The organism is Candidatus Thiothrix phosphatis, assembly GCF_035668035.1.
GTDB classification, from domain to species: Bacteria; Pseudomonadota; Gammaproteobacteria; order Thiotrichales; family Thiotrichaceae; genus Thiothrix; species Thiothrix phosphatis.
On sequence record NZ_JAYMYJ010000155.1, the window covers coordinates 13,254 to 40,188 of the forward strand.

The following is a 26,935-nucleotide window of genomic DNA, read 5'->3' on the forward strand; positions in this document are numbered from 1 at the left end:
GCAAACTCAGTAACGCACTGCCGGTGTCTCAATCTTGAGGCCGTTGGAGTGCGCCATGATGTACGTTTCCAGCAACTTGCTTTCTTCGGCATCCGGGGCAAACGGTTCAGCCCGCATCAGGGTCAGGCACTGCTTGATGCGCAGGTCAAGATTGGCCATCTCCCCGGTATCCAAGCGGTAAGCAGGAAAACCATTCCCCTTCCCCTGGCTGATGCGTTGGCCACGGATGTATTGCCCCGGATACATGTCATGGCAATGCGCGCAGGACATATCAATCAGGCCATAGCGGGTGTGGTAAATCTCATCGCCTTTTTTCAGCAATGGCTCCATTTCCCCATCCGTTTGCACATTGACCGGCTCTTCCTTGGCAAGATTCCGCACGAACGTTTCCAGCGCCAACAAATTGTGATCGTAATACGGTAAAGCTTCGGTATTGGCCTGTTTCTCCTCGCAATTGCGGATGCGGTCTTCAAGCCGCACGATGCCGCCCAATGCCTTGTCATAAACCGGGTAGCGGGCAAGATTTTTCACATCCAGTTTCGCCCCGCCCTCCCCATGGCAACTGGCGCAGGATTTGCCAGAATCCGGCATCCGGTTGAACAGCTCCCGCCCTTCTTCCACCGCAATAAAACCGGGATTCTCAATATCATCATCCTGCATCAACTGCGTTTCAGGCTTGATGTATTCGTAACCCGATTTAATGGCCTGGTCAGCCCCCACCACACTGGCCAGCACTAAGATAAGCCCGCCAGCCCATGCACGCGCAGTCAACTTAATCATTTCAGTGTTTCCAGATAAGCGATGACATCTTCGACATTTTGTGCCGAAAGGAAGGTTCTGCCTGCATACTTTGCAGCAGGGCGGTTGATCAGGCTGGGGTCACGGTAAAAACCTGGCATGATCGAATTTGGGTTGAGATGGCGCGAATCCACCACCCGCAAACGCAGTTGGGCTTCGCCGAGACGGTTGGCGATGCCAGCCAGTGGCGGGGCAATCGTGCCGTAAGCTTCCACCCCATCAACCGGCAACTGGTGGCAGGCAAGACAATTGCCACGGGCGCTATCCAGCACCACTTTCTGCCCATTTGCCGCATCGCCTTTTAAGCCGCACAAAGGCTCGGGGATGGAATAATTGACCATTTCCCACTGGCAGTAGGGTTCAGGTGGTGGAACTGCTGCGTCATCAGACGCCAGCACCGGCACAGACACACACAACAGACATAACAACGTGCTTACAGTTTTCATTTTCTCCTCCCAAGCAAAATGAAGCAGCCATTGGTATAGCTCACGAACGTTAGATTGTTAGATTACCCCCAACCCTGGTCAGGCAAAAATCACCCAGGTTGTCGCAATGTATTTCGCCCCGGACTTGATGACGCCTGCCCGATGCTCATGCGTCCAGAACGGTGGGAACAACACCAGCTTGCCCTTTTCCGGCTGCACACTGAGCTTCTGGAACAGGAAATCGGTGGAACCGCCCGCCTCGTCCGGCACATCATTCAGATACCACAAAGCCACCAACTGGCGCATGGAAAACTGATGGCTACCACCGTCAATATGCCAATGGTAAAACTCGCCTGGTTGATAACGTTGCAGGTTGTAGCCCATATCCTTGAACGGCCCCTTGAAATACGGGAAGGCCTCACGGAACTCACGGATCGCAAGCCCCAGCGAACGGTGCAGGTTATTGTCCACATCCTTCCAGTGTGGCTTGTCGTCACCGCTGATGAAAATATCCGTGGTCTTTTTTACGTCCTGGTTGAAACCCGTATCCTGCCCCAAGCGTCCGGCATACTGATCTGCCAGATTCTGTTCAAACCGCCCCACCATGTTGTCGCACAGAAAACCGGGAAGCGCTTCCCGCTTTGCAAAGATAAACGAATTCGGCGCAAGTTCACGGATGGTCTGCAGGGGCGGGCGGGAATCGGTCATGGCGCTTACCTGTTCTTGAGGGGTAAGAGGCAGTGTAAGCATAGGCCAATAAACTTGTAAACTCAGAACCGGACAGATTCGTACACATCCACCAATGCCAGCGTGGTTTCCGGGCAAGGCAACACAATGGAGGCATCCAAGCCACTGAAGGATTGCACCCACCAATTGCCATCCGGCTCACGGTAAAACATTTCCACTTCCGGTTGCTCTTGCCCCACCAGCAAATAGGCGCGCAGGGTTGGAATATTCATATAACTCAATAGCTTCTCGGTACGGTCACGCTTTTCAGTGGACGCCGACAGCACTTCGATGATCAGGCACGGCTTTTCGAGGAAGTAATCATCCGCATCATCCGGCTCACAGCCAACCACCACGTCGGGATAATAATAACCCTTGCGCCCGGCAGTACGGACTTTCATGTCCGACTGGTACACCGTACACGGCATACCTTTCGACTTTTCCCGCAAATGTGCGAACAGGTTGCCAGCAATCACCCCATGCCGCTTGCTGGCACCCGCCATCGCGTACACCTGCCCATCGACATATTCGTGGCGGATGTCGCTGGATTTCTCACCCTCAAGGTAGTCTTGCTCGGAAAGGCGAGGGGCAGGCGTGGCAACGGCTGGCATAAAAGACTCCGATAAAAATCGCTAGCCCAATGATAGTCAGGCAGGAACACAAACACAAAAGGCCCAGGCCCATATCGTGGCATCCATCACAAAACATTGGGCAGGAAGGGAATGCCTGCTATCTTAGCAACCCACTCCCGATCAACAAAAACCGCATGAAAACGCCAGCCATTCACCCTACCCTCCCCATTGATGCCGTCCTCGACGACCTCAAACACGCCTTGCGCACCCGCCACGAAGCCATCCTGGAAGCCCCACCCGGAGCCGGTAAAACCACCCGCGTCCCCCTCGCCCTGCTGGACGAACCCTGGCTTGCTGGCAAAAAAATCCTGATCCTGGAACCACGCCGCATCGCCGCCCGTACCGCTGCCCACCGCATGGCCAGCCTGCTGGAGGAAAGCGCAGGCCAGACCGTCGGCTACCGGATGCGCCTGGACAACAAAATCAGCCGCGCCACCCGCATCGAAGTCATTACCGAAGGCATCCTCACCCGCATGTTGCAACAAGACCCCTCGCTGGATGAGATCGGCCTGGTGATTTTCGACGAATTCCACGAACGCAGCCTGGATTCCGACCTGGCCCTCAGCCTGTGCCTGAAAGGACGCGAACTGTTCCGCGACGCCCACAATCCGCTCAAGCTGCTGGTCATGTCCGCCACGCTGGACAGCAACGCCATTGCCAGCCTGCTGGATGATGCGCCGGTTGTCCGCAGTGAAGGCCGCACCTACCCGGTAGACATCCACTACGGGCAGGCCGCCAAACCCGGCGAACGCATCACTGACCGCATGACCGCCACCCTGAAACAGGCATTAAACGACAACCCCGACAGCAGCATCCTCGCCTTCCTCCCCGGTCAGGGCGAAATCCACCGCGTTACCGACACACTGGCCGAATGGCTGCTGGAACGCAAACTGCACGGCGTCCACCTACACCCCATGTACGGCAACCTCACCCTGGAAGAACAACAACAAGCCATTGCCCCACTCGCCAACCCTGACGAACGCAAAGTCGTGCTGGCCACCAATATCGCCGAAACCAGCCTGACCATCGAAGGCGTGGATGTCGTGGTGGATTCCGGGCTGGTGCGCGAAGCCCGCTTCGACCCCGGCACCGGCATGACCGGCCTGCATACCAGCCGTATTTCCCGCGCCTCCAGCACCCAGCGCGCCGGGCGGGCAGGCCGCCTCGCCCCCGGCAAATGCTACCGCCTGTGGAGCGCCAGCCAGCAGGAACAGCTCGCCGCCCACAGCACCCCGGAAATCCTGCGCGCCGACCTTGCCCCGCTCGCCCTGCAATTGCTGCAATGGGGCGTGGACGACCCGGCGGAACTGCGCTGGCTGGACGCCCCACCCTCCGGCCCCTGGCAACAGGCGCTGGATTTGCTGGCAACACTCGACGCCATCGGACGCAAAGGCAACACCAGCGTGCTCACCGCGCACGGGCAGGCCATGTCAGCCCTGCCAGTACACCCGCGTCTGGCGCATCTGCTGATCTGCGGCGCGCAAGCCGGGCATCTGCCAACCGCCGCCCATCTCGCCAGCCTGCTTTCCGAACGCAACCCCTTCAGCCAGGACAACCCCGACATCAGCCAACCGCTGGACATCCTGGCAGGCAAAGCCAAATGCCCACCCCAGCAGCAAGGCTGGCTGCAACGCACCCGACAACTCGCCAACCAGTTCGTAGAACAACTCCACAGCCAGCAACTGCCGGAAAGCAACACAAACTTCCTGCTGCCCGCAGCCCAAATCCACGGCTACCTGCTGGCCTGCGCCTACCCCGACAGGATTGCCCTGCGACGCCATTCCGGCGGCTACCAGCTTGCCAACGGACGTAGCGCCGATCTGCCCGCCAAACACGCACTCGGCAACGCATCCTGGCTGGCGATTGCGGAAGTCAGCAGCATGGCAGGCAGCAAAAGCGACACCATCCGTTTCGCCGCCGCGCTGGATGACAAGCTGTTCAGCAGCGCCCTGGCGGATCAAGTGCATACGCAAACCGTGGTGGAATGGGACAATAAAGCCAAACGCTTCATTGCCGAAGAACAATACAAAATCGGCGCACTGGTGTTGCAGCGCAAAACCCTGCAAAACATCCCGAACGAGATAAAAGCAGGCGCATTGATCAGCTTCATCCGCAAGCAAGGGCTGGACTTGCTGCCCTGGCAAACAGAACACGGACAATGGTGCGCCCGCGTCAACCTGTTGCGCCGAGAGGAACCCGGACAAGCATGGCCCAACGTCACACGCGAACATCTGCTGACAACCCTGGAAGACTGGCTCGCCCCTTACTTGGCGGACGTGAACACCCTGGCCGACTTCAAAAAGCTGGATTTGACCGCCATCCTCAGCGCTGCTTTGCCGTGGGAACTGCAACAACGGCTCGAGCAATTGGCCCCCAAACGGCTCGAAGTGCCTTCTGGGCATTCCATACCCATCGACTACAGCCAATCACCGCCGGTGCTGGCCGTGAAATTGCAGGAAATGTTCGGCTGCCAGGCAACGCCCACCATCGCCAATGGCAAGGTTGCCCTGATCGTGCACCTGCTCTCCCCCGCAGGCAGGCCGTTGCAGATTACCCAGGATTTGGCAGGCTTCTGGCGCACCTCTTACCACGACGTGAAAAAGGATATGAAAGGCCGCTATCCCAAGCATCCATGGCCGGATGACCCACTCCAGGCGATAGCCACCCGCAAGCTCAAAAAGCACCTGTAAAGCAAACATGGCAAGGCCAATACGCATGCCCGGCTGACCCACAAAAAATGTTTCAGCAAGTGTGTGGAAGTCAGGCAAGTGCCCATGAACTGGCATATACTGGCGGCCATGAACCGCATCCGATCCGAAGTCACAAAACCCGTCGATGCTGAGGGCAACTCGCAGCACGAATTCACCGCCGCTGAAATCGGCGCCATCGCCCATCTTTACCGGGGTGAAGTCTACCGTTCCACCGTGTGGCGAACCCGTCTGGACAACACCACCAACTGGGCGGTCGTCACTACCGGGCTGGCCTTTTCGATCACCTTCGCCGGGAAAGACGCCTCACCATTGCCACTGATCCTGGTCGGTTTCCTGATCATTGTGTTCCTGACCTTCGAAGCGCACCGCTACCGCTATTTCAATGTCTGGCGCGCCCGCGCCCGCCATATGGAAACCGAATTCTACGCGCCGATGCTGCGCGGCGAAGGCATCCGCCATGACACCCGCTGGAGCGAAATCCTGGCGCAGGACTACTGCGCGCCGCACCACCACATCAGCCTGAGCCGCGCCATCGGCAGGCGTCTGCGGCGCAATTACGCCTGGGTGCTGGGTGTGCAAGCCATCGCCTACTACGGCAAACTGGCGATCCACCCCACGCCGTTGCACCATGTCGGCGAATTGTATGCGCGTGCCGCCATCGGGCCATTGCCGGGGGAGCTGGTGGTGCTATGCGGCTTTATCTTTCATGGTGCCTGGATCATTTTCGCCTACGTCACCTGGAAACAGGATCTGGCGACCCGCAAACTGCGCAGCAGCAACGTGGCAATGGGCTAACCCAGCCACATTACCCTTTGCCTTACGCCAACACCCGGTGTTCCCCCATCTGCCAGCGGTGCAGCCACAAACTGCACCCCAGCGTCAGGCTGTACACCAACAGCGAACCAACCACGATGCCCAGCCAGCCCTGCCATTGCCAGAATGGCTCCAGCAAAAATCCGCCCGCGCTCGCCCCCATGTAATAAAACACCAGATACAGCGACGAAGCGCTCGCCCTCGCTTTCAGGGCATGATGGCTGACCCAGCTGCTCGCCAGCGAATGGGTAAAGAAAAAGCCAAAGCTGCTGACCATAAACCCGAACACAATCGTCGTCAGGTTAGGGATCAGCGTCAGCAGCGAACCGCCCATCAACAACAGGATTCCCAGCGCCATCCCCACCGGCGCAGACAGGTATTGCGCCGCCCGGCCAGAACCTGCCGCCGCAAACGACCCCGTGAGGTAGGTCAAAAACAGCATCCCCAGCGCGTGCGGCGACAAATGGTAAGGCGCGTCCGCCAGCACAAAGGTGATGTAGCTGTATTGGTTGAGAAAGACCATGAAGTTCCCGCCCGCAATCAGGAACGCCACCAGCAACACCCGATTGCGCAAATGCCCGCCCATGTCCTGCACGATAGGCCGCAGCCGCAATGGCTTGGGATGAAACTGCCGCGACGCTGGCAACAACAGCACAAACGCCACCGCCACCACGGCGCTCACCAGCCCCATGACGCCGAATGCCGCCGCCCAGCCGAAATGTTCGCCGACGAAACCGCCGATCATCCGCCCGGTGACGCCCCCCAAGCTATTGGCGCTGATGTAGACGCCGACCGCCAGCAGCACCGCCTTGCGGGTAAATTCATCTCCCATGTAGGCAATGGCGATGGCGGGCAGGCCGCCCAGGAAAAAGCCCTGCAAGCCGCGCAACGCCAGCAGCGCCGGGTAGCTTTCCACCTGCGACAGCCCCAGCGTCGTCAGCACCGCCCCTGCCATGCTGGCCACCATGATCCACTTGCGCCCCAACGCATCCGACAGCGGCCCGTAGACCAGCAGCGACAAGCCCAGCATCAGGATCGTAATGGTCAGGCTCCAGCTCGCCTGCAATTCCGTCAAATGAAACTGCTGCGCCAGTGTCGGCAGCAACGACTGCACCAGATGCAGATTGGCGAAAATCATCGCCGACCCCAAACATAAGGCCAGGGTGGCGAAACGGAATTCGCGGCTACCGGCTTCGATCATGGTGTCCTACCTGTTGATTCATGATTAATCCGCTCAGGATAGTTGCACCGCAGCAATTGATGAAATATATAGTTAATATCCTTTCGATAACGATTGTTTACTGAAAATAGCCGTATGGACTTCAAACAATTGCGTTACTTCCACGAAATCGCCCGCCTGGGCAGTTTCACCCGCGCCGCCGAAACGCTCTACGTCGCCCAGCCTGCGGTCAGCGTCGCCATCCGCAAGCTGGAGGCGGAACTGGACTTGACACTGTTCCACCGCCACGACCGCAAAGTCACGCTGACGGACGAAGGCGCCTGCCTGCTGCCCCACGCCCAACGCATCCTGCAAGCCGTGCACGACGCGGAGCTGGAAATGCGGGAGCTCAAGGGGCTGACGCAAGGCAAGGTGCGGGTCGGCATGCCCGGCATGCTGGGGTCGTATTATTTCCCACCGATCCTGATGGCTTTCCGCCACCGCCACCCGAACCTGAGCCTGCAAGTGGTGGAAGGCGGCACCTGGCAGTTACAACAGATGTTGGAAAGCGGTGAGCTGGATCTCGCCGTCATTGTGCGCGATTTCGTCCCGCCGGAACTGGAGGCCCAAACCTTCCAACGCGAGGAAATGCGGGTGGTGGTGGCGCAGGATCACCACTTCGCCCAACAAGGCTGCATCAGCCTGAGCGATTTTTTCAGCGAGGAACTGGTGATGTTCCGCCCCGGCTATTTCCACCGCAAGATCATTGACCAACTGGCGGAAGCGGCAGGCGTGACGCCCAATATCGGCTTTGAAACCAACCTGTTGCCGCTGATCAAGTCGATCATCAAACAGGGCTTCGGCATTTCCACCCTGCTGGCGATGGTGGTGAAGGAAGATGCAGACTTGATCGACCTGCCGTTTGAACAGCCGGTATGGCTGGATTTGTGCATTGCGTGGCGGCGCGAAGGGTATTTGTCGCGGGCCAACCGGGCCTTCGTGGCCTTCCTGCTGGAACAAAGCCCAGCATGATGCCACACTTACACTGTATTCAAACCCCAGGAACCGCCATGTCCACGCCCAAAATTGTTCATATCAAAGCTGGCGCCACACAGGAGCTGCTTTCTCCCGCCCAAAAGAAATTCAACAGCCTGATCAAAAAAATCGACGCGCAGAAAAAGCTGCTGGCCGAGTGGCAGGATACCTTCCAGCTGGTGCGGCAGGAGGCTGCCGAAAAACTTGAGCCATTGCGCCAGACCATGCGCGAACATCAGGCCGCCATGGCGAAGCTGCTTGACCAGCAGATCATCAGCCACAAGTTCACCGCCAACCAGCAGGAAAAGTTAAGCCACATCATCAGTGAAATCAGTGAAGAGCTGCTCCAGTTCGCGGATGACGCTGACCTGAAAACCCTGTACAACCAGTACAGCGGCGGCGATTACGACAGTGAAGCGCAGGAAGAGCAGGACATGGCCGCCGACATGCTCAAAAGCATGATGGAGCAGCAGTTCGGCATTTCCATCGATGATGACGAATTTGATGTCAATGACCCGCAAGCAACCGCCGAGCGGCTGTTCAACAAATTCCAACACCAGCAGGAACAGGCTGAAGCTGCAAAAGCTGCCCGCCCCCAACGTAAAAAATCCGCCAAACAACTGGCCAAGGAAGCGCGTGAAGCCGAAGAGGCCGCCAATGTCAGCAAATCCATCCAGGCGGTTTACCGCCAACTGACCAGCGCCCTACACCCAGACCGCGAGCAAGACCCGGAGGAACGCGAACGCAAGACCGAACTGATGCAGCAAGTGACCGTCGCCTACGGCAACCGCGACCTGCTCAAACTGCTGGAACTGCAACTGGCGGCGGAACAGATTGACCAAAGCAAGCTCAACAGCATCGCCGCTGACCGTCTCAAACATTACAACAAAATCCTTACCGACCAGTTGCGGGAAATACAGGAAGAGGTGTTTTTCAAGGAAGATGAAATCCGCCACCTGCTGGGCCTTTCACCGTTCGAAGCGCTTTCCCCCAAACGGCTGGCCACCCTGCTCAAACAGGACATCCGCACCCTGCAGGACGGCATCGCCCGCATCCAGCACGATTTGCGGCTGTTCAACGATGTGAAACAGCTCAAAGCCTGGCTGAAAGGCTACCGGATTCCACAACCGGAAATTGACCCATTCCTGAACGCGCTGCTGCCCCCGGAGTTGCGGAGACGCTAGCCGCCTTCCGCCTCCACCGCTTCATACGCCAAACCTGGAACAGGCTTCAGTGCGCGCCATCAATCATGGCTTCAATCTCTGCCAAGGCAGCCGTGCCTTGTTGCTGGAACAGCGTCAGGGCGGCCTCACCCACCTGCGCCCAATGTTCCCGGCCCTGCCCGGCCCAATCCGCAATCTTTTGCAAATCGCCGGTTGCATGCCAATGCTGATACGCCTCCGTCAACTGTGGAGCCAGTTTCTTGCGCATCGCCGTGAGGTTGCCAAAATAGAAATGGATCAAGGCCGGATTATCCTGCGCCAGCAATTCGGGAATGGTGTGCAGCGAATCCGCCAGATGGTCACGCACCGCCCGCAGCATAATGTCAGCGTGGGACGGCGGCAGGGCGAACAGCATCTGTTGCCATGCCGCGTCGCCCAGCCGCTGCCCGGCTTTCACCTCGCCGATTTCGTGCGCCACGATCATGCCGGTTTCGGCGGCGGCCATCGCATCCAGCGCGGCGTCCACATCCGTATCGAAACCGTAGCAGGCAATCGCCCGCCCCAACGGGGTGTCGGAACCGCTCCAGCGCCATTCCTCAACCTTTTCCCATAACATGCGGCGCAGCGATTCGCGGCGGACGAACACCTGTTGCCCCTGGTTCATGGCGGGCGGCGCCTCCACATCGCGCGCCAACTCACGGCCTGCGACCAGGATGGTGTAGCCGTCCTGCTCAATTTTCTGCTCCAGCTCCGCCAGAAAAAACAGCGGACGGCTCCGGCGGCCATAACCGGCGCTGTAGACCATCCCCTCAGCATTGATGTCCGAATTGATCGCCGCACTGTCGAAGGGATCATGTTCACCGCCGCCGCTGACCGGCAGGGGCGTGAAATCCGCCGCATCCAGCTCATCCCAGACCGCCTCGCGCCGGGTCAGCCAGTCGCCCACATCATCGCTGGTCAACACCTGCTGGAACCCAATGCCCTTTTCCCAGCGGTAAAATTCCCGCATCTTCAGCAGATACACGCACAGGGTGTAATCCCCCGCATGGCGTGCGTCGGCGATATGGCAGTTGCGTTGCACCGCCGCAATCAAATCACTGTGTTGCTGATACATAAAACCCACCTCATTTGCGCATCACCCCGATATTACCAAGCTTCCCACCTGTATTCGCATTTCCTCATACGCTGCCACTATAATGCGCCCGATACCCGTTTTGAGAGAGGAAAAGACGTGCGCATCCGCCTGAAAACCAAATGGAACAAACAGGAACGCGAAGTTTCACTGGAAGACACGGTCGGCGTGCTGGCCTTCAACACCTGGAAGATCGGCATGCATGCACTGCTGGAAATCGAGAATGAAAACTTCCAGACCGACACCCAGATGCAGCGGGTCATGGTCATGGAGGAAATCATGGCCTTCATGATCCATGTGCTTGACCGCATCGCCTATGAGGTGCTCAGTGATGAAGACCGTGGCGCGCTGATCTCAACCTTTGCGCTGAAAATCGCCGACCATGTGCAGGACAACGCCCGCGACTTCGGCGGCCCCGGCGATTACCGCAACCCGTTCATCAACAAGCTGAACCAGCGCATGAACGATTACGCGGAAACCAGCTGGGGCAAAGTGGGGCAGGAGCCGGGCTTCTCCATGGGGCTGCTGTTTGGCAATTTCATCACCGAAGCCCTAGGGCCGCGCGACCGCAAATGGGTGCTGGATTATATCCAACGGGTGCTGATGCCGGAAATTCTCAGCACCTACAAGAAAGTCATCACCCGGCTGGGCTTTTTGCAACCTCAAGCAACGGTCTGACCCGGCTAACAATAGGAAATAAGTCCACAAAAACCATTGATCACCAGAATGGCGGAGGAATGTGGCGCGTCTTCTTCCGGCTCAGACTGCCCCGGCAACCAGGAGCAAGCGGTTAGCGACAGGAGAGTTGCCAGCAAAATTAATCGTAATATTTTCATTTCTATGGAGTCCGTCGGTATTATTGTTGGAGTGTAGCGGATTCCATACATGCGCGGGAAGTAGGCAACAAATGCCTGCTTCCCGGCAAATCTTACCAACCGATAAAAGCCTCAACCTTGTCCGCCAGTTCATCGGCGTACAGGTCACGGAAAAAATGGTCAGCGCCATCGACGGTTTCCACTGTCAAATTAGCCTGCTTGACCCCTTGCAATTGGGTTGGCAAATCCGTCACCACCTCATCCGCAGAACCCATCACGATCAGCATGGGCTTGTGAATTTTTGGCAACAGGCTGGGGGTATTTTTATGCTCATCATTGTTGTAATAAGAGACAATGCTGGCGGCTGACGCCTTGGCGTTTTCACAATGCAGGAAACCAGGGAGTTCCAGCGGAATGTCGCCTTTGCCATCCTCCACCAGCCTGGAGGCTTCCGCCATAATCTCCGTCAGCGGTTTTTTGTAACGTTCTGCGTATTCCTGGCTGGCCTTGTCCGGGTCGGCGGTGGCGGGGGCCACCATCACCACTTTTTCCAGCAAGCCGGAGTCTTTTTCAGCCGCGTACCAAGCGACCTGATTGCCGCCACGGGAATGGCCCAGCAACACCACTTTGGTGGCGCCTTGTCCCTTCAGCCAGTTCATCCAGGCATCCAACTCCGTCACCGCGTCTTCATGCTTGTGCTTGTGTTCAACCGCGCAATCCAGCATTTCGGACGGACGCTTGTCAATGCCGAAGCTGAGATTGACGCTGAGTGTGTTGTAGCCCTTCTCCTTCAGCAAGTCCGCCAAGGATTGCATGATTTCCATCTTGTTATTGGCCAGCGTGCCATGCAGCATCAGGATGACGCCATCCTTGACCGTTTTGCCGGACGCCAGTTCCAGGTCGGCGCGCAAGTTGATGTCACCCTGTTTTACAGTGACTTCTTCAGCATGAAGGTTGGAAAAAGCTGCCAGCAACGGCAGCAAAACAATACCAGCAAGTCGGCTGAGTGGTTTCATGAAATTCTCCGGTTTGGGTAGGTTACATTGCGGGGCTTAGATTCCCATCGCCCGCCTCGCCATTTCATCTTTCAGAAATCCCATCCGGTTGACAAGATTCAACCCCGAATTACGGAGAATTTTCCACGGCGTCAAGGTATTGCCAAACAACAGGCGAAAACCTTCCATCGCCTTCTGGGTCAGCACATTATCGCCCCGCCGGGCGCGTTCATAGGCGCGCAGCACCCGCAGGCCGCCAATGTCACCCTGCGCCTGATAAATTTGCGCGGCCAGCTCCACGGCATCCTTGATCCCCAGGTTGACGCCCTGCCCAGCCAGCGGGTGGATGGTGTGGGCGGCATCCCCCACCAGCGCAATGCGTTCCTGGATATACGGCTCGGCATGGCGACCACGCAAGGAAAAGGCGGCGCGTTCACCAACGCCGGTAATTTCCCCTAGACGATAATCCAGTGCCTGCCCGAGTTCCTGACGGAAACCGGCTGCATCGCGCATCAGCATGGCGTCGGCCCGGTCAGCGGGCAATGTCCAGACAATGGAGCAGAAATTTTCCCCCAGCGGCAGGAACGCCAGCGGCCCGCTGGGCATGAAGCGTTGCCACGCCGTGTCCTGATGCGGACGTTCGGTCTGGACTACGCAAACCAGCCCTTTCTGGCCGTAATCCGTGGTTTCCAGCCCAATACCGGCCAGCCGCCGCACCTGGGATTGCGCGCCATCCGCGCCCACCAGCAGTTTCGCCTGCAAGGTTTCACCGCTTTCCAGCGTCACATCAATGGCGGAAAGGCCAACAGAAAAAGCGGAAAGTTTGCCAGGGCAATACAGATCCACGCCTTCCAGCGCATTGACCGCATCCAGCAAGGCCAGTTGGATGACCCGGTTTTCAACGATATGCCCAAGATCCGGCTCGCCCAGGTCGGCGGCGTCGAAACGGATTTCGCCAGCGCCGGTGGCGTCCCATACACACATGGATTCATACGGCGCGGCGCGGCGCGCCACCACGCCCTCCCAGGCACCAGCGCCAGCCAACGCCCGTTGCGATGCGCGGCTGATGGCGGACACCCGCAAGTCATACGGGTCGGAAGGGGAAAAGGCGGTGGGCAGTTGCGTTTCCAGCACAGCCACGCGCAGGCCGATCTTGCCCAGCAGGCAAGCCAGCGTGGAACCCACCATCCCGCCACCCGCGATGATGACATCGTATTGCTTCGGCATATTGATTATTCCTTAGACAACGTTACAGTCGCCCCAGCCTACAACAAAGCAGCGCTTGGCAACACTCACAGGATCAACAATCCGCTTATAACCAGGGCAAGAGCAACATTTTGCCGGGGGTAGCGCCCAGAATGGCCTTGAAACCTGCGAAATACAGGAGGACGACGCAAATAGCCAGCAGATAAAACGACGGCGCGGCATATACGGCGTGGTACACCAGCCAGGTTTGGCCGAGCACCAAAAGCACCGCCAGCATGATCAGCAGAACAATCAGCACAAGATCAAACGCCAGTGCCAGCAAGCGCATACTGGAATGGCCATGCGCCTGCTCATGGATATGGGACAGAAAATATCCCTTGTGGGGTGGCGAAGCCGGGGTATTGGTTTTCATCCATGACACTCCTTGTCACAATTACATACACCAGACACTGAGGTTAAAAGTATAGGCAAGCCGAATCCATTTTGCCGCCCAAACCCTCACGACGCGGCATGGATGCCACCCATGCTGAGGTATTTGATCTCCAGGTACTCATCCAGCCCATAGCGGGAGCCTTCCCGCCCCAACCCCGAGCTTTTCACGCCGCCGAAAGGCGCGACCTCCGTCGACACCATGCCAGTGTTGACGCCCACCATGCCGTATTCCAGCGCTTCACCCACCCGCCAGACGCGACCGATGTCACGGGCATAGAAATAAGCCGCCAGCCCATATTCGGTGTCATTCGCCATGCGGATAGCTTCGGCCTCATCCTCGAAGCGGAACAACGGCGCCACCGGGCCAAAGATTTCCTCCTTGGCGACCCGCATGCTGGACGAGACGCCCGTCAACACCGTGGGCTTGTAAAAGGAGCCGCCCAGCTCATGCCGCCCGCCGCCGCCAATGACTTGCGCGCCACCCGCCAGCGCATCCGCCACCAGTTCCTCGACCTTGCACACCGCCGCCTCATCAATCAGCGGCCCTTGGGTGACATCCGCCTCCAACCCGTTGCCAACCCGCAGGCTGGCGACTTTTTCCGCCAGCTTGGCCGCAAAGGCGTCATACACGCCCGCCTGCACCAGAAAACGGTTGGCGCACACGCAGGTCTGGCCGGAATTGCGGTATTTGGACACCAGCGCGCCTTCCACCGCCTCATCCAGATCGGCATCATCAAACACGATGAACGGCGCATTGCCGCCCAGCTCCAGCGACAGCTTTTTCAGGGTTGGCGCACACTGGCGCATCAGCAGCCTGCCGACTTCGGTGGAGCCGGTGAACGACAGCTTGCGCACCACCGGGCTGGCGGTAAGCTCCCCACCAATGGCGACCGGGTCGCCAGTGATGACGTTGAACACGCCCGCAGGCACGCCAGCGCGCACCCCCAACTCCGCCAGCGCCAGCGCCGACAGCGGCGTCTGTTCCGCCGGTTTGAGCACCATCGTGCAACCCGCCGCCATCGCCGGACCCAGCTTGCGGGTAATCATCGCCGCCGGAAAATTCCACGGGGTAATGGCGGCGCAAACACCGATGGGCTGCTTGATCACCAGCAGGCGCTTGTCCGCTTGCGGGGAGGGAATGACATCGCCATACGCCCGCTTGCCTTCTTCCGCAAACCAGTCGAAAAATGAGGCGGCGTAACTAATTTCGCCCCGCGCTTCCGCCAATGGCTTGCCTTGCTCCGAAGTCATCAGCACCGCCAGGTCGTCCTGATGCTCCCGCATCAACGCCGCCCAACGGCGCAGGATGCTGCTGCGCTCCGCCGCCGTTTGCGCCCGCCATGCTGGCAACGCCGCTTCAGCTGCGGCAATCGCCCGCCCGGTTTCAGCCGCGCCGCAATCCGGCACGTTGGCCAACGCCTCACCAGTGGCGGGATTGCGCACTTGCAGCACGCCGCCAGTGTCCGCAGCAACCCACTGGCCATCAATATGGCAACGGGAACGGAGCAAATAAGGCGCTTGTAATGTCAGCATGAGGGTTCTCCTGTCAGATGGCGAAACGGGGCAATGTATAGGTGGAAGGTAAACCGAACACTTCCGGATAGGCAACATGCACGAAATATAACCCTCCAGCAGGGGCGGTCATCCCGGCTTGGGTGCGGTCACGCAATGCCAGCAGCGCCGCGATCCAGTCCGGCGGGCGCTCCCCCGCCCCCACCTTCAGCAGCGACCCGACAATATTGCGCACCATATGGTGTAAAAAGGCATTGGCCGCAATATCGACATGGATAAAATCCTGCTCCCGGCTGACCTGGACTGCGGTGATTTCACGGACAGCATGACGCGCCTGACAACCCGCCGCACGAAAACTGGAAAAGTCCTGTTCCCCAACCAATGCCTGGGCCGCTTGGTGCATAGCCTCGGCGTCCAGCGCGCCATGCAACCAGTGCACCCGCTTGTGCAACAGGGCGGGGCGCGCCGGACGGTTGAGGATGATGTAGCGGTAACGGCGTGAATAGGCGGAAAAACGGGCGTGGAACTCCTCCGCCACCGGCTGTATCCAGCGCATGGCGACCCCTTCCGGCAAATGGGCGTTAGCCCCAAACAGCCAGCCGCGCTCTGGCCGCACTGCGCTGGTTTCAAAATGGATGACCTGCCCCAGCGCGTGGACGCCAGTATCAGTCCGCCCGGCGCATACAACCTGCACAGGCTCCGCCGCCACTGCCGAAAGCGCCTGTTCGACACACGCCTGCACCGTTGGCGCATGCCCCAGACGTTGCCAGCCGTAGAAGGGGCTTCCGTCGTATTCGATACAGGCTGCAAATTTCATTCAGTCAATCCCACTGGCGTAAAACACAAAAGGCCGGATGAACCGGCCTTTATAGCGGGAATGTGCAGATTCCTCAACCCGTTTGGTGCAGCAGAACCTCAGCTTCACGGCGCTGGTCGTCATTGCCTTCGACCATGACTTCTTCCAGCGTGCTGCGGGCGCCTTCGATGTCGCCCATGTCCAAATAGGCGCGCGCCAGATCCAGCTTGGTGCTGATATGCGCTTCATGCAGGTCGATCTCTTCATCCGGAAAGTCGAGGAAAGACAGCGCGTCATCAATATCACCCAGCCAATCTTTGTCCTCTTCACTGATCGGCGCGTAGAAGGTGTCCTTGGGCAGGATACGGGTAATGCCGGTGTTATTGTCCAGATGCAGGTTCAGATTGGTTGAATTACCAGCAGCGGCAGCCACGGCTGGGGCGGCGATGGCTGCCGCAGCGACGGCTCCGGCCACTGGCGTATCCGCCTTGTGCTCATCCGCGTCATCATCCAGACTGAAATCCAGCACGCCGCTGGCGGAGCCATTGCCACCCTTGGCCGCATCAACATCCAGCAGCGGTTGGGAAGGCGCATCCGGCAAATCCAAGTCAAAGTCCAGATCAAGGTCATCATCCAGATTCTCCAGATCGAAAGTTTCCTCCTCCAGCTCAGAAGAGTTCGCTGCTAGCTGATGCGGCTGCTGACCCGCACTCAGATCGGGCAAGTCCGGCAGTGTGGACATGACAGCTTGTGGTGCGGGCGGTTCAACATCAGCGCTTTCACCATCCTGCAATAACTTGTCAAGGTCAATATCATCAAAGTCCAGGTCACCCAGCTCAAGATCGCCGAAATCATCATCCATCACCGGCGCTCCAGCAAAGCCATCACGCCCATGCTCTGCAACTGGCTCGACAGGTTTTAGCGGATGCTCTTCAGCAACATGACGCCCATGCGTCTCAACTGGCTCGACAGGTTTCAGCGGATGTTCTTCAACAGCATGCGGGACAGTATCGTCCGCTGCCGCAACGGCTGCGGCACCTGCCGCCGCCATGCCCCCCAGTGCGGTTGCGACTGTCGTTGCGACCGCGCTGATATTGGAGCCATCGCCCTGATACAATTTGTTGTCCGGACTGATTTTGCGTCCCCAATCCGCAATGGACTTCCACAAGGCCGCCTTGTTGGGGCCATTCATGCTGGCGAACTGTTGCGCCTGATTGTCAAACGCTTCACGATTATTGGCGGAGAAATAACACTCCAGCAATTTATGGCGATATTCCAGCTTGTCCGGCTGACGTTCAATGCCTTTTTTCAGTTCGCTTTCCGCCTGCTGGTAAAGCCCATAGGCGATGTATACATTCGCTTCGGTCAACAGATCGTCTTCGGTTTCAGACCCGTGCGTATTGTCATGGGAGGCGCTCACCGGAACATGGGCACCCTCATCCCAGGCATTATCGCCATCATCCCGAATGCCGAACGGATCAGTTTGGCCATGGCTAGTTGTTGCCCCATAACCACGGGAGCCACGTTGCTCCGCCTTATCCAATTCAGATTCCAGCGTACCCAGATCCAGGGGTTCTTCTTCTATAAGCGGCCCGTCCAATTCATCGTCCAAATTGGCGAAGCGGTCTTTCGCCTTGGCGGAATCCGCACCATCCGGCTTGCGACGACGCCCAAGCAGCCATAGCAACAGCAGCAAAGCCAAGGAACCAGCGCCAATCTTCAACGCCAACGGTGATGTCAACATACCCAGAAGATCATTGCTATCCTTTGTTTCGTCCACAAATGCAGATGCAGGCTTCTTGTCTTCCGGTTCACTGATGGGCGTTACCGGCACCACTGCTGGCTTGTTGACAGGTTTGGGCGGCGTATTCTCAACCGGTGGCGTCAATGGAACCAAACTGCTGCTGGCGTTCGCCGGTGGATTAGGGTTAGCCGCCACAACGGGAGGCGTCCCTGCTGGCGGCTGGACGCCCGTGGGCGTTCCTCCCGGAGGCGTAACAGCAGCGGGCTGGCCTGACGCCGCAGGTGGTTGTTCACCCCGCAATACGGCGTCATTGTCTTTACCCGCAACGTTCGCCATGTGGGTTTGGATGTCTTTGCCCTGATCCGGCGCAGGCGTTGGCGTGCCTGGAACAGATGGTTGCTGATTGCCCCGAGTGGCCGCCTGCTGTGCGGCGGCGTCCTGGGCTTCAGGCGTTTCCGCCAATGGTGCCGTCTTGATCCCGTTGGCCGCCAGTTGCTGTTGCAACTCCGCAAGCTGGTTGTCACGCAAAGCCAGCAAACGGTTTTTCTTACTGAGCATGGACTCAAGATCCGTAACCCGCGACTTGAGATCTTTATTTTCGTTCTGCCGCGCTGTCAGTGACTCATTCGCCAAGGCAAGCTGTTTTTCAAGCGCCGCCAATTTGGCGTTGCCAGCCGCGACCGCTGCATTCTTGGCTTCACTTCCGGCTGCTTGCGCACCCAACACCTCAAGCCGCGCCTTGTCATCGGTTTTACCGGCAGTGTTGCGGGTCGCCGCCGTCGGGGCGGATGGCTTGGAGGCTGATGTTGTCCCCGTGGATTGCTGCGGAACAGTCTTGCCCGCCAACGATTTGCGGAACTCACGCCACTCGGCGTTTTGTTGGCGAATCTGACGGCGCGCTTCCGCCCGTGAAATATCCCCCGCATCACCGGAGGCAGGTGCCTTCAGCGTCGCCCCTGTGCGCAGGTTATTGATATTTTCGCCAATGAAAGCGTTCGGATTAGCCCGGAACAACGCCATCATCATCTGGTCATTGCTGACGCCGGGTTGCTGCAAACGGGATGCAACCCGGAACAGGGTATCGCCTGACCTGACCCGGTAAGTGCGGTTACGCCCAGATCCGGAAGCCGCCGGTTGGCCAGAAGGGGCCGCCGGTTGGGTGGACGCTTGCCGCGACGGCCGTCGCACATTGCCCGCCGCCTTCGGTTCGGCGCGCACTGTAGCATCCCCCGCGACCGTATTGCCCGGTTGCATCAATACCGGCGGATCCAGCATGACTGTGTATTCTTTCAGCAATTGCCCTTGAGGCCAGCTGACTTCCAGCAGGAAGTTAACGAACGGTTCCTGTATCGGCCGATCGGAAGTGACCAGGATGACAGGCTTCCCGCCTTGAACGGATGGAGTAAAATGTAAGCTGCTGAGAAAAGCAGGGCGGGCTACGCCCACACGGTTAAACACGTCAGGCGGTGCCAAACGCACTTGGATCTGGCTTGCATCTGCAGGGGCGGCAGACAACAGGTCAATTTTGGCGCGCAGTGGCTGATTCAGGTGAGAGCTGGACTCTATATCCCCGAGTCCCAGGGCGCTAGAAGCCGCGGGATATGCTCCGGCGATGAATATAGCTAAGCTCAAGGCTTGTTTATTCACTGCAATTCCCCTTCGATTCTTTATCTGTAAGATTGTAGCATCCCTGATTCATCACCTGTGCAACTCTTAATTTAGCCCTTATTATTCTGATGAATAGTGATTCTAGTTATTGTTTCTTAAGCTGGACTATATAGTAGTACATTTTGGTAAGCAATGCCGCCCCGAGACAAGCTTTTGAACATGTGGACAAGAGACCCCACATCCAATATCCACGGCCCATTGTCGTTAATAATGAATTAATTCCCGCTTAACCCGTGATTATAGGTAGTCTTGCAGCAAAATTTCCGCAATCCGGACGCTGTTCAAAGCGGCGCTGTTGCGCACATTGTCCGCAACCACCCACAGGTCCAAACCAAAGGATTGGGAAATGTCCTCCCGGATACGGCTAACAAACACCTTATCGGCATTGACGGCTTCCGTCACCGGGGTTGGATAATCGCCCTCCCCCCTTCCGTCCAGAACCTCCACCCCAGGCGCTTTGCGCAGGATGGCGGCGGCTTCCTGCGCCGTCAGTTTGCGCTGCGTTTCGAGATGGATGGCCTCGCAGTGGCCAAAAAACACAGGAGCCCGCAAGGTGGTCGGGTTCACCGGCAGCTCTGGCGATTCCAGAATCTTGCGACTTTCCCACACCAGTTTCATTTCTTCGCGCGTATAACCGTTTTGCAGCACATCCCCAATCTGCGGCAGCACATTGAACGCGATTTGCTTGGGGAAAACGCCCGCCTCAATGGGCCGGGCATTCAATAATTGCGCCGTTTGCCGCGCCAGTTCGTCCACACCGGCGCGGCCTACGCCGGAAACCGCCTGAAAGGTGACCACATTGATGCGCGCAATGCCTGCCGCATCATGCAAGGGCTTCAGCACCGTCAGCATCTGGGTGACGCCGCTGCCGGGATTGGCGATGATGTTCCGCCGGGAATACGCCGCCATCGCCTGCGGATTGACCTCCGCCGCCACCAGCGGCACATCCTCCTCCAAGCGGAAACAGGCGCTGTCGTCAATCACGACGCAACCCGCCTCAGCAGCCTTGGGGGCGTAGGCGGCAGCGACCGTTTCCCCTGCCGCCAACAGCGCAATCTGCACGCTGGCGAAGTCGAAATCGGCCAGTGGCTCCACATCCAGCGATTCACCGCCGAACTCCACCGTCTGCTCGCCATCAGCATCCGCTTCCAGCGCATAGACACGCCCTACTGGAAACCGGCGCGAAGCCAGCAGATCCAGCATGGATTCACCCACCAGACTGGCCGCGCCGACCACCGCAATGTCCACTTTCCGCGCCATGCGTCAAGCCTGCAAAGCAGCGACGACGGCGTCGCCCATCGCGGCCGTGCCAACCTTGCGGCAACCTTCCGCATAAATGTCGCCGGTGCGCACGCCAGCGGCCAGCACCTGCTTCACCGCCGCCTCGATGCGGTCAGCCAGATCCCCCCGGTTCAGGCTGTAACGCAGCAACATGGCGGCGGACAGGATCGTCGCCAGCGGGTTGGCGACACCTTGCCCGGCGATGTCCGGCGCGGAGCCATGGATCGGCTCATACAAGCCGCAGGCGGAAGCGTTCAGGGAGGCGGAAGGCAACATGCCAATGGAGCCGGTCAGCATCGCAGCGGCGTCCGACAGGATGTCGCCAAACATATTGGTGGTCACCATCACATCGAACTGCTTGGGCGCGCGCACCAATTGCATGGCGGCGTTGTCGACGTACATATGGCTGAGTTCGACCTCCGGGTATTCCTGGCCGACGCGCTCGACCACTTCGCGCCACAGCTCGGACACTTCCAGCACGTTGGCCTTGTCGACCGAGCACAAACGTTTGCCGCGCTTCATCGCCGTTTCAAACGCAACACGGGCGATACGGTCAATTTCGGACTCACGGTAAGCCAGGGTGTTGTAGCCCCGGCGCTCGCCGTCCTCCAGCACTTCAATGCCGCGCGGTTTGCCGAAATAAATGCCGCCGGTCAGTTCGCGCACGATCATGATGTCCAGACCGGCCACCACTTCCGGCTTCAGGGTGGATGCGGACGCCAACTCTTCGTACAGGATGGCCGGGCGCAGGTTGGCGAACAGCCCCAGATCGGCGCGGATAGCCAGCAAACCGCGTTCCGGACGCAGCGGACGGTCGAGCTTGTCGTACTGCGGCCCGCCGACCGCGCCCAGCAGGATGGCGTCAGCCTCTTTCGCCAGCGCCTGGGTGGAAGCCGGATAAGGGCTGCCTTCCGCATCGTAGCCAGCGCCGCCGATACCGGCGTATTCCAGCTCGACTGACAGGCTGCCCTCGGCGGTGAAAACATCCAGAACCTTGATGGTTTCCGCCACAATTTCAGGCCCGATGCCATCACCGGGCAATACCAGAATCTTGCTAGTCATATAAATCCAAATAAAAAATTAGAACAACCACGGCGCAGCCTGCTGGCGGCGCTCCTCGTAAGCACGGATTTCGTCAGCATGCTGCAACGTCAGGCCGATGTCATCCAGCCCGTTGAGCAGGCAATACCTGCGGAATTCGTCGATGCTGAAGCCGAACGCCGCGCCGGTTGGCGTCAGCACCTGCTGCCGCTCCAGGTCAACCGTCAGTTGGTAACCTTCCTGCGCCCCGGTTTCCTGGAACAACTGTTCAACCGCCTCGGCAGGCAAGGTGATCGGCAACAAACCATTCTTGAAACTGTTGTTGAAAAAGATGTCGGCGAAACTCGGCGCAATCACCGCACGGACACCGTAATCGGTCAGCGCCCACACCGCGTGTTCACGCGAGGAGCCGCAGCCGAAATTTTCCCGCGCCAACAGCACGGAAGCGCCAGCGTAGCGCGGAAAGTTCAGCACAAACGCAGGGTTGACGGCGCGCTTGCTGTGATCCATGCCCGGCTCACCCGGCTCGTTATAACGCCAATCATCAAACAGCGTCGGCCCAAAGCCGGTGCGCTTGATGGATTTCAGGTATTGCTTGGGGATGATGGCGTCCGTATCGACGTTGGAGCGGTCAAGCGGCACCACCACGCCCGTATGCACAGTAAATTTTTCCATGATGGTCACTTCGCCTTGTCGTCTTTCGATGCTTCTTTCTCAATCGAACCGCCCAGTGATTTCAGATCCTTGCCCACACCTTCCACCGTGCTGCAAGCGGCCAGTGTCGCCAGGAACATCGTCAGGGACAAAACAGTCAGCAGTTTTTTCATGCGCTTCTCTCCTTACAAAGTGCGGACATCGACAAAATGGCCGGTCACCGCCGCCGCCGCCGCCATCGCCGGGCTGACCAGATGGGTGCGCCCGCCCTGCCCCTGCCGCCCTTCGAAATTGCGGTTGGAAGTGGAGGCGCAACGTTCGCCCGGCTCCAGGCGGTCAGCGTTCATCGCCAGGCACATGGAACAGCCCGGTGCCCGCCATTCAAACCCGGCGGCGATAAAGATCGTGTCCAGCCCTTCGCGTTCAGCCTGCTGTTTGACCAGACCGGAACCCGGCACCACCATCGCCAGCTTGACGTTGCTGGCGACCTTGCGCCCTTTGGCAACTTCAGCGGCGGCGCGCAGGTCTTCAATGCGGGAGTTGGTGCAGGAGCCGATAAAGACCTTGTCGACCTGCACGGAAGTCAGCGGCATATTGGCTTCCAGCCCCATGTACTGGAGGGCGGCGCGGATGCCGTTGGCCTTGACCGGGTCGCTTTCCTGCGCCGGGTCAGGCGTGTTGCCGTCGACCGCCGCCACCATCTCGGGGGAAGTGCCCCAGGTGACCTGCGGCTTGATGCTGGCGGCGTCGATGCGCACCACACGGTCGAACACGGCGTCCGGGTCGGAATGCAAATCCCGCCAAGCGGCAACGGCCTTGTCCCAGTTTTCGCCTTGCGGCGCATACGGGCGGCCCTTGACGTAGCCAATGGTCGTATCATCCACCGCCACCATCCCGGCGCGGGCACCTGCTTCAATCGCCATGTTGCAGAGCGTCATGCGGCCTTCCATCGACAAATCGCGGATGGCTTCGCCGCCGAATTCGATTGCATGGCCAGTGCCGCCCGCCGTGCCGATCACGCCGATAATGGCGAGCACGATGTCCTTGGCGGTCACACCCTTGCCTGCCTTGCCGTCCACGCTGACCAGCATGTTTTTCATCTTTTTCTGGATCAGGCACTGGGTCGCCATGACGTGTTCGACTTCAGAAGTGCCGATGCCATGCGCCAGCGCGCCGAATGCACCATGGGTGGAAGTGTGGGAATCGCCGCAGACCACAGTCATGCCCGGCAAGGTGGCACCCTGTTCCGGGCCGATCACATGCACAATGCCCTGACGGATGTCACCGAGGCGGAACTCCGTCACGCCGAAGGTTTGGCAATTGGCGTCCAGCGTTTCCACCTGGGTGCGGGAAACCGGGTCGGTGATGCCATGCTCCAGCCCGATGGTCGGCACATTGTGATCCGGCACCGCCACCATGGAGCTGACACGCCACGGCTGGCGGCCAGCCATTTTCAGGCCTTCAAACGCTTGCGGGGAAGTGACTTCATGCACCAGATGACGGTCGATATAGAGCAAACAGGTGCCATCCGCTTCCTGCCGCACCACATGGGCGTCCCATACCTTGTCGTAGAGAGTTTTGCCAGCCACAAACGGTCTCCTCGAAAAACATGATTGATAGCTGAAGAATACCACCCATCCATGAATAAATAAAATTCATAATTTTCATATTCTGCATTCCAGAATAGAATACAAAACCATGGACATCAGCCACCTCAACGCCTTCATCGAAGTCGCCCGCCACCAATCATTTTCGCTGGCAGCCGAAGCCCTGTTCATCACCCAACCCGCCATCAGCAAGCGCATCAACCAGCTGGAAAACGAATTGGGCGCGCCCCTGTTCAACCGCATCAACCGCAAGGTGACGCTGACGGAAGCAGGCCACGCCCTATTGCCGCGCGTGCAAGCCTTGCGCAACGAGTTGGAAGACATCCGCCGCATCGCCTCCAACCTGTCCGGCAACCTCCAGGGCTATCTGGTGCTGGGCACCAGCCACCACATCGGCCTGCGCCGCCTGCCGCCCGCATTGAGCCATTTCAACCGCGAACACCCGAGCGTGCGGCTGGACTTGCATTTCGTGGATTCCGAACAGGCGTGCCTGGCCGTGGAGCGGGGGGAACTGGAGATCGCCCTCATCACCCTGCCCACCGAATTGCCGGAACAGTTGCAGGCGCAACACATCTGGACAGACCAACTGCACTTTGTCGTCGACCCGGAACATCCGCTCTGCCACGCGCCCCATGTCACCCTGGAGACACTGGTGGGACACCGCTGCGTGATGCCGGGCAAGGACACGTTCACGTACCAGATCATCCGTCAGGCGCTCGCGCCCTTCGACAACCAACTGGACGTTTACATCAGCACCAACTACCTCGAAACGCTGAAAATGCTGGTCAGCGCGGGGTTGGGCTGGTCCCTGATGCCGCACACCATGCTGGATGGGACGCTGGCGACCGTCCAGACGCCGCTTGCCCCGCACCGGCATTTGGGGGTGATATTCCACCGCAAGCGCACCTTGTCCAACGCCGCCAAAACCTTGCTGCAAATCCTGGGGCAATACGCCGACCACACAGGCTGATGATCTGCCCCGTGGTGCGCCCATAAAAAAGGCCGACACAAGGTCGGCCTTTCCGCTACACGCTTCCTAACAACAATCAGTCTTCGCGCCGACGGCGGAAGTATGCGGTCGCCGCCAGCAGCATGCTCATGATCGCCATCCCCCACTCACTGAGTGTCGGGATTTCCAGGTTTGGCACCAGACCGAAACCAACTGTGGTGTTGGTGGAACCGTTGTCTTCCGGCTCATCACCCCAGACGAGATCGATCGGTTTGCTGGAAATGCTGCCGTCCGGATTCAGGACGCCGTTGCTATCCCCTGCGTTGTCATCGTTCGGGTCGCTGCCGCCGATGGTTGGCAGATAACCAACAGGTGGAATGACCTTCACAACATACTTGCCTTCCTGCAGATCACTGAAGAAGTAGTTGCCATCCGCGTCGGTGGTCTGCGGTTGCAGCACATCGCCGAAGATGTCGGTGACCGGCTTGCCATCCGGCGTCAGCAGGGTGACCGTCGCCCCTGGCACACCCGGTTCGCCCGGATCCTGTTTGCCATTCGCATTCAGGTCGATCCACAAACGGCTACCCAGATTGACCGCATGCAACAGGCCGCAGTCAACCGTGCTGTTACGGTTCTCATCATCACCATCCACATCAGCGCCCGGTTCAGTTCCTGGAGCCAAGGTAATAGCTGGCGTCTGGAAACTGCCAGCGACCAGCTTACAGTTGCTGTCGGTATTAGACAGGTCGGTATCCGGATCCGCGCCACCTTTAGTCAAGCTGTACCCAGAGCTGGCGCCCGAATTCACCACCACCACGTAATCGCCCGGCTTCAGGTTAGTGAACAGGTAATCACCATTAGGGCCGGTCGTAACGGGAGCCACCGGCTTGCCGGTGATGTCGGTCGCAGGCGTGGAGCCATCCACATCCATCAGACTGACGCTGATGCCGCTGATGCCCGGTTCGCCGCTGTCCTGCTGGCCATTGCCGTTCGTGTCGAACCAGATTTTATTGCCCAGCGAAACACCACTGTAGAAACCGCAGTCGATGGTCATATTGCCATTGGCGTCGTCACCATCATCCGCAGGTTCCGTGCCCGCCGCCAGTGTGAATGGCTGGGTTTGGATCGCGCCATTGGCCGGATTGACACGGCAGTTGCTATCGTAGTCGCTAGCATCATCATCCGCATCCACACCACCCATGGTCGGGAAGTAACCCGTCGGCGGAACAACCGTCACCACGTAATCGCCTTCCGGCAAGTTACCCCACAGGTAAATGCCATCCGCGCCGGTGACATGCGGCCCTATCGCTTTGCCATCCAAGTCAGTGACGGAGTTGCCTGCCGCATCTGTCAGGGTGACCGTAGCACCAGCAAGGAAACCTTCGCCACTGTCCCGCACGCCATCAGCGTTGCTGTCAACCCATATCTGGTTGCCGACTGCAACAGGCGTACCTGGTTCAGGCGGCAGCAAGCCGAAGTCAACCGTCAGGTTGGAGCGGGCGTCTTCGGTGCCTTGGCCGTCGTCACCCGCAACGCCGCTGGCGGTTGGGGTCTCGCCGGTTGGCTCCTTGTCATCCAGCACCACGACATTGGAGCACAGGCCGTCAGCCGGGGTGTTGCCGCCATTGTCGTTGTTGTCAC

The 26,935-nt window shown here is 58.8% G+C and carries 24 protein-coding genes; 6 read left to right on the forward strand and 18 right to left on the reverse strand.

The features are described 5' to 3' along the window. Positions 1-6: 6 nt before the first annotated feature. The 4 genes from soxA to VSS37_RS20400 form a co-directional block, all read right to left on the reverse strand. Positions 7-780 carry a sulfur oxidation c-type cytochrome SoxA gene (gene soxA / locus VSS37_RS20385; RefSeq protein WP_324698204.1) on the reverse strand — a complete coding sequence of 258 codons (774 nt, stop codon included), beginning with the start codon at positions 778-780 and terminating at the stop codon, positions 7-9. Continuing rightward, entirely contained in the window at positions 777-1,244 is a 468-nt protein-coding gene (gene soxX, locus VSS37_RS20390; protein WP_324698205.1) for a sulfur oxidation c-type cytochrome SoxX, read from the reverse strand. The genes soxA and soxX overlap by 4 nt, the downstream gene beginning before the upstream one ends. Before the next feature lie 78 nt (positions 1,245-1,322). Further along, positions 1,323-1,931 carry a 2OG-Fe(II) oxygenase family protein gene (locus VSS37_RS20395; RefSeq protein WP_324698207.1) on the reverse strand — a complete coding sequence of 203 codons (609 nt, stop codon included), beginning with the start codon at positions 1,929-1,931 and terminating at the stop codon, positions 1,323-1,325. Positions 1,932-1,993: 62 nt separating this feature from the next. After that, on the reverse strand, positions 1,994-2,560 hold the full coding sequence (locus VSS37_RS20400) for a Uma2 family endonuclease (RefSeq protein ID WP_324698209.1): 567 nt from the start codon (positions 2,558-2,560) through the stop codon (positions 1,994-1,996). A gap of 155 nt (positions 2,561-2,715) precedes the next feature. On the opposite strand from VSS37_RS20400, the gene hrpB reads away from it, so the two are divergent. Further along, positions 2,716-5,271, forward strand: a complete 2,556-nt coding sequence (hrpB, locus tag VSS37_RS20405; protein ID WP_324698210.1) for an ATP-dependent helicase HrpB — start codon at positions 2,716-2,718, stop codon at positions 5,269-5,271. 84 nt (positions 5,272-5,355) lie between these two features. Continuing rightward, positions 5,356-6,087, forward strand: a complete 732-nt coding sequence (locus VSS37_RS20410) for a DUF2270 domain-containing protein (protein WP_324698212.1) — start codon at positions 5,356-5,358, stop codon at positions 6,085-6,087. 22 nt (positions 6,088-6,109) lie between these two features. Here VSS37_RS20410 and VSS37_RS20415 read toward each other — a convergent pair whose 3' ends face one another. Further along, a complete protein-coding gene (locus VSS37_RS20415) occupies positions 6,110-7,306 on the reverse strand; it encodes an MFS transporter (protein WP_324698213.1) in 1,197 nt (398 codons plus the stop codon). 114 nt (positions 7,307-7,420) lie between these two features. Here VSS37_RS20415 and VSS37_RS20420 point away from each other — a divergent pair, with 114 nt between their 5' ends. Together VSS37_RS20420 and VSS37_RS20425 are read left to right on the forward strand one after the other, a co-directional pair. Continuing rightward, the gene (locus tag VSS37_RS20420) at positions 7,421-8,296 is read left to right on the forward strand and encodes a LysR family transcriptional regulator (protein WP_324698215.1); all 876 of its coding nucleotides are present in this window, start codon (positions 7,421-7,423) and stop codon (positions 8,294-8,296) included. Positions 8,297-8,334: 38 nt separating this feature from the next. Beyond that, complete coding sequence (locus VSS37_RS20425) at positions 8,335-9,483, forward strand: molecular chaperone DnaJ (protein WP_324698217.1); 1,149 nt, start codon at positions 8,335-8,337, stop codon at positions 9,481-9,483. A 46-nt stretch (positions 9,484-9,529) separates the two neighbouring features. Here the strand turns inward: VSS37_RS20425 and VSS37_RS20430 are convergent, their stop codons facing one another. Continuing rightward, positions 9,530-10,576 (reverse strand): Sfum_1244 family protein, encoded by a 1,047-nt coding sequence (locus VSS37_RS20430; RefSeq protein WP_324698218.1) that lies wholly within the window; start codon positions 10,574-10,576, stop codon positions 9,530-9,532. Between the two features lie 117 nt (positions 10,577-10,693). Between VSS37_RS20430 and VSS37_RS20435 the strand changes: the two genes are divergently transcribed. Beyond that, positions 10,694-11,272, forward strand: coding sequence for a hypothetical protein (locus tag VSS37_RS20435; protein WP_324698220.1), 579 nt, complete (start codon positions 10,694-10,696; stop codon positions 11,270-11,272). A 250-nt stretch (positions 11,273-11,522) separates the two neighbouring features. Here VSS37_RS20435 and VSS37_RS20440 read toward each other — a convergent pair whose 3' ends face one another. The 11 genes from VSS37_RS20440 to leuC all read right to left on the reverse strand — a co-directional run bounded on the left by VSS37_RS20440 (position 11,523) and on the right by leuC (position 24,327). Then, on the reverse strand, positions 11,523-12,425 hold the full coding sequence (locus VSS37_RS20440; protein WP_324698222.1) for an alpha/beta hydrolase: 903 nt from the start codon (positions 12,423-12,425) through the stop codon (positions 11,523-11,525). A 36-nt stretch (positions 12,426-12,461) separates the two neighbouring features. Beyond that, on the reverse strand, positions 12,462-13,631 hold the full coding sequence (locus VSS37_RS20445) for a UbiH/UbiF/VisC/COQ6 family ubiquinone biosynthesis hydroxylase (RefSeq protein ID WP_324698224.1): 1,170 nt from the start codon (positions 13,629-13,631) through the stop codon (positions 12,462-12,464). An 85-nt stretch (positions 13,632-13,716) separates the two neighbouring features. Then, positions 13,717-14,022, reverse strand: a complete 306-nt coding sequence (locus tag VSS37_RS20450) for an RDD family protein (protein ID WP_324698226.1) — start codon at positions 14,020-14,022, stop codon at positions 13,717-13,719. Between the two features lie 86 nt (positions 14,023-14,108). Continuing rightward, positions 14,109-15,575, reverse strand: coding sequence for an NADP-dependent succinate-semialdehyde dehydrogenase (gene gabD / locus VSS37_RS20455; protein WP_324698228.1), 1,467 nt, complete (start codon positions 15,573-15,575; stop codon positions 14,109-14,111). Positions 15,576-15,588: 13 nt separating this feature from the next. Beyond that, positions 15,589-16,371 (reverse strand): tRNA pseudouridine(38-40) synthase TruA, encoded by a 783-nt coding sequence (gene truA, locus VSS37_RS20460; protein WP_324698229.1) that lies wholly within the window; start codon positions 16,369-16,371, stop codon positions 15,589-15,591. Between the two features lie 73 nt (positions 16,372-16,444). Next, positions 16,445-19,741: a motility hub landmark protein FimV gene (locus VSS37_RS20465; protein ID WP_445971501.1), complete on the reverse strand. Its 3,297-nt coding sequence runs from the start codon at positions 19,739-19,741 to the stop codon at positions 16,445-16,447. 258 nt (positions 19,742-19,999) lie between these two features. Beyond that, a complete protein-coding gene (locus tag VSS37_RS20470) occupies positions 20,000-21,022 on the reverse strand; it encodes an aspartate-semialdehyde dehydrogenase (protein ID WP_324698233.1) in 1,023 nt (340 codons plus the stop codon). 3 nt (positions 21,023-21,025) lie between these two features. Further along, positions 21,026-22,105: a 3-isopropylmalate dehydrogenase gene (gene leuB / locus VSS37_RS20475; protein ID WP_324698235.1), complete on the reverse strand. Its 1,080-nt coding sequence runs from the start codon at positions 22,103-22,105 to the stop codon at positions 21,026-21,028. A gap of 18 nt (positions 22,106-22,123) precedes the next feature. Continuing rightward, positions 22,124-22,759: a 3-isopropylmalate dehydratase small subunit gene (gene leuD, locus VSS37_RS20480; protein ID WP_324698237.1), complete on the reverse strand. Its 636-nt coding sequence runs from the start codon at positions 22,757-22,759 to the stop codon at positions 22,124-22,126. A gap of 5 nt (positions 22,760-22,764) precedes the next feature. Beyond that, the gene (locus VSS37_RS20485; protein WP_324698239.1) at positions 22,765-22,911 is read right to left on the reverse strand and encodes an entericidin A/B family lipoprotein; all 147 of its coding nucleotides are present in this window, start codon (positions 22,909-22,911) and stop codon (positions 22,765-22,767) included. A gap of 12 nt (positions 22,912-22,923) precedes the next feature. After that, positions 22,924-24,327, reverse strand: coding sequence for a 3-isopropylmalate dehydratase large subunit (gene leuC, locus VSS37_RS20490; protein ID WP_324698241.1), 1,404 nt, complete (start codon positions 24,325-24,327; stop codon positions 22,924-22,926). A gap of 109 nt (positions 24,328-24,436) precedes the next feature. Between leuC and VSS37_RS20495 the strand changes: the two genes are divergently transcribed. Then, on the forward strand, positions 24,437-25,315 hold the full coding sequence (locus tag VSS37_RS20495) for a LysR family transcriptional regulator (protein ID WP_324698242.1): 879 nt from the start codon (positions 24,437-24,439) through the stop codon (positions 25,313-25,315). A gap of 76 nt (positions 25,316-25,391) precedes the next feature. Here the strand turns inward: VSS37_RS20495 and VSS37_RS20500 are convergent. Next, the coding region (locus VSS37_RS20500; RefSeq protein ID WP_324698243.1) for an IPTL-CTERM sorting domain-containing protein at positions 25,392-26,935 on the reverse strand (1,544 nt) is incomplete at its 5' end.

Excerpts from the sequence above, each read along its gene's own strand:
- leuD (WP_324698237.1), bottom strand. The coding sequence starts at position 22,759 with ATGGAAAAATTTACTGTGCATACGGGCGTGGTGGTGCCGCTTGACCGC.
- gabD (WP_324698228.1), bottom strand. The coding sequence starts at position 15,575 with ATGCTGACATTACAAGCGCCTTATTTGCTCCGTTCCCGTTGCCATATT.
- leuB (WP_324698235.1), bottom strand. The coding sequence starts at position 22,105 with ATGACTAGCAAGATTCTGGTATTGCCCGGTGATGGCATCGGGCCTGAA.
- VSS37_RS20495 (WP_324698242.1), top strand. The coding sequence starts at position 24,437 with ATGGACATCAGCCACCTCAACGCCTTCATCGAAGTCGCCCGCCACCAA.
- VSS37_RS20440 (WP_324698222.1), bottom strand. The coding sequence starts at position 12,425 with ATGAAACCACTCAGCCGACTTGCTGGTATTGTTTTGCTGCCGTTGCTG.
- VSS37_RS20485 (WP_324698239.1), bottom strand. The coding sequence starts at position 22,911 with ATGAAAAAACTGCTGACTGTTTTGTCCCTGACGATGTTCCTGGCGACA.
- VSS37_RS20400 (WP_324698209.1), bottom strand. The coding sequence starts at position 2,560 with ATGCCAGCCGTTGCCACGCCTGCCCCTCGCCTTTCCGAGCAAGACTAC.
- VSS37_RS20415 (WP_324698213.1), bottom strand. The coding sequence starts at position 7,306 with ATGATCGAAGCCGGTAGCCGCGAATTCCGTTTCGCCACCCTGGCCTTA.
- VSS37_RS20420 (WP_324698215.1), top strand. The coding sequence starts at position 7,421 with ATGGACTTCAAACAATTGCGTTACTTCCACGAAATCGCCCGCCTGGGC.
- hrpB (WP_324698210.1), top strand. The coding sequence starts at position 2,716 with ATGAAAACGCCAGCCATTCACCCTACCCTCCCCATTGATGCCGTCCTC.
- VSS37_RS20395 (WP_324698207.1), bottom strand. The coding sequence starts at position 1,931 with ATGACCGATTCCCGCCCGCCCCTGCAGACCATCCGTGAACTTGCGCCG.
- soxA (WP_324698204.1), bottom strand. The coding sequence starts at position 780 with ATGATTAAGTTGACTGCGCGTGCATGGGCTGGCGGGCTTATCTTAGTG.
- VSS37_RS20445 (WP_324698224.1), bottom strand. The coding sequence starts at position 13,631 with ATGCCGAAGCAATACGATGTCATCATCGCGGGTGGCGGGATGGTGGGT.
- VSS37_RS20425 (WP_324698217.1), top strand. The coding sequence starts at position 8,335 with ATGTCCACGCCCAAAATTGTTCATATCAAAGCTGGCGCCACACAGGAG.
- truA (WP_324698229.1), bottom strand. The coding sequence starts at position 16,371 with ATGAAATTTGCAGCCTGTATCGAATACGACGGAAGCCCCTTCTACGGC.
- soxX (WP_324698205.1), bottom strand. The coding sequence starts at position 1,244 with ATGAAAACTGTAAGCACGTTGTTATGTCTGTTGTGTGTGTCTGTGCCG.
- VSS37_RS20470 (WP_324698233.1), bottom strand. The coding sequence starts at position 21,022 with ATGGCGCGGAAAGTGGACATTGCGGTGGTCGGCGCGGCCAGTCTGGTG.
- VSS37_RS20430 (WP_324698218.1), bottom strand. The coding sequence starts at position 10,576 with ATGTATCAGCAACACAGTGATTTGATTGCGGCGGTGCAACGCAACTGC.
- VSS37_RS20410 (WP_324698212.1), top strand. The coding sequence starts at position 5,356 with ATGAACTGGCATATACTGGCGGCCATGAACCGCATCCGATCCGAAGTC.
- VSS37_RS20450 (WP_324698226.1), bottom strand. The coding sequence starts at position 14,022 with ATGAAAACCAATACCCCGGCTTCGCCACCCCACAAGGGATATTTTCTG.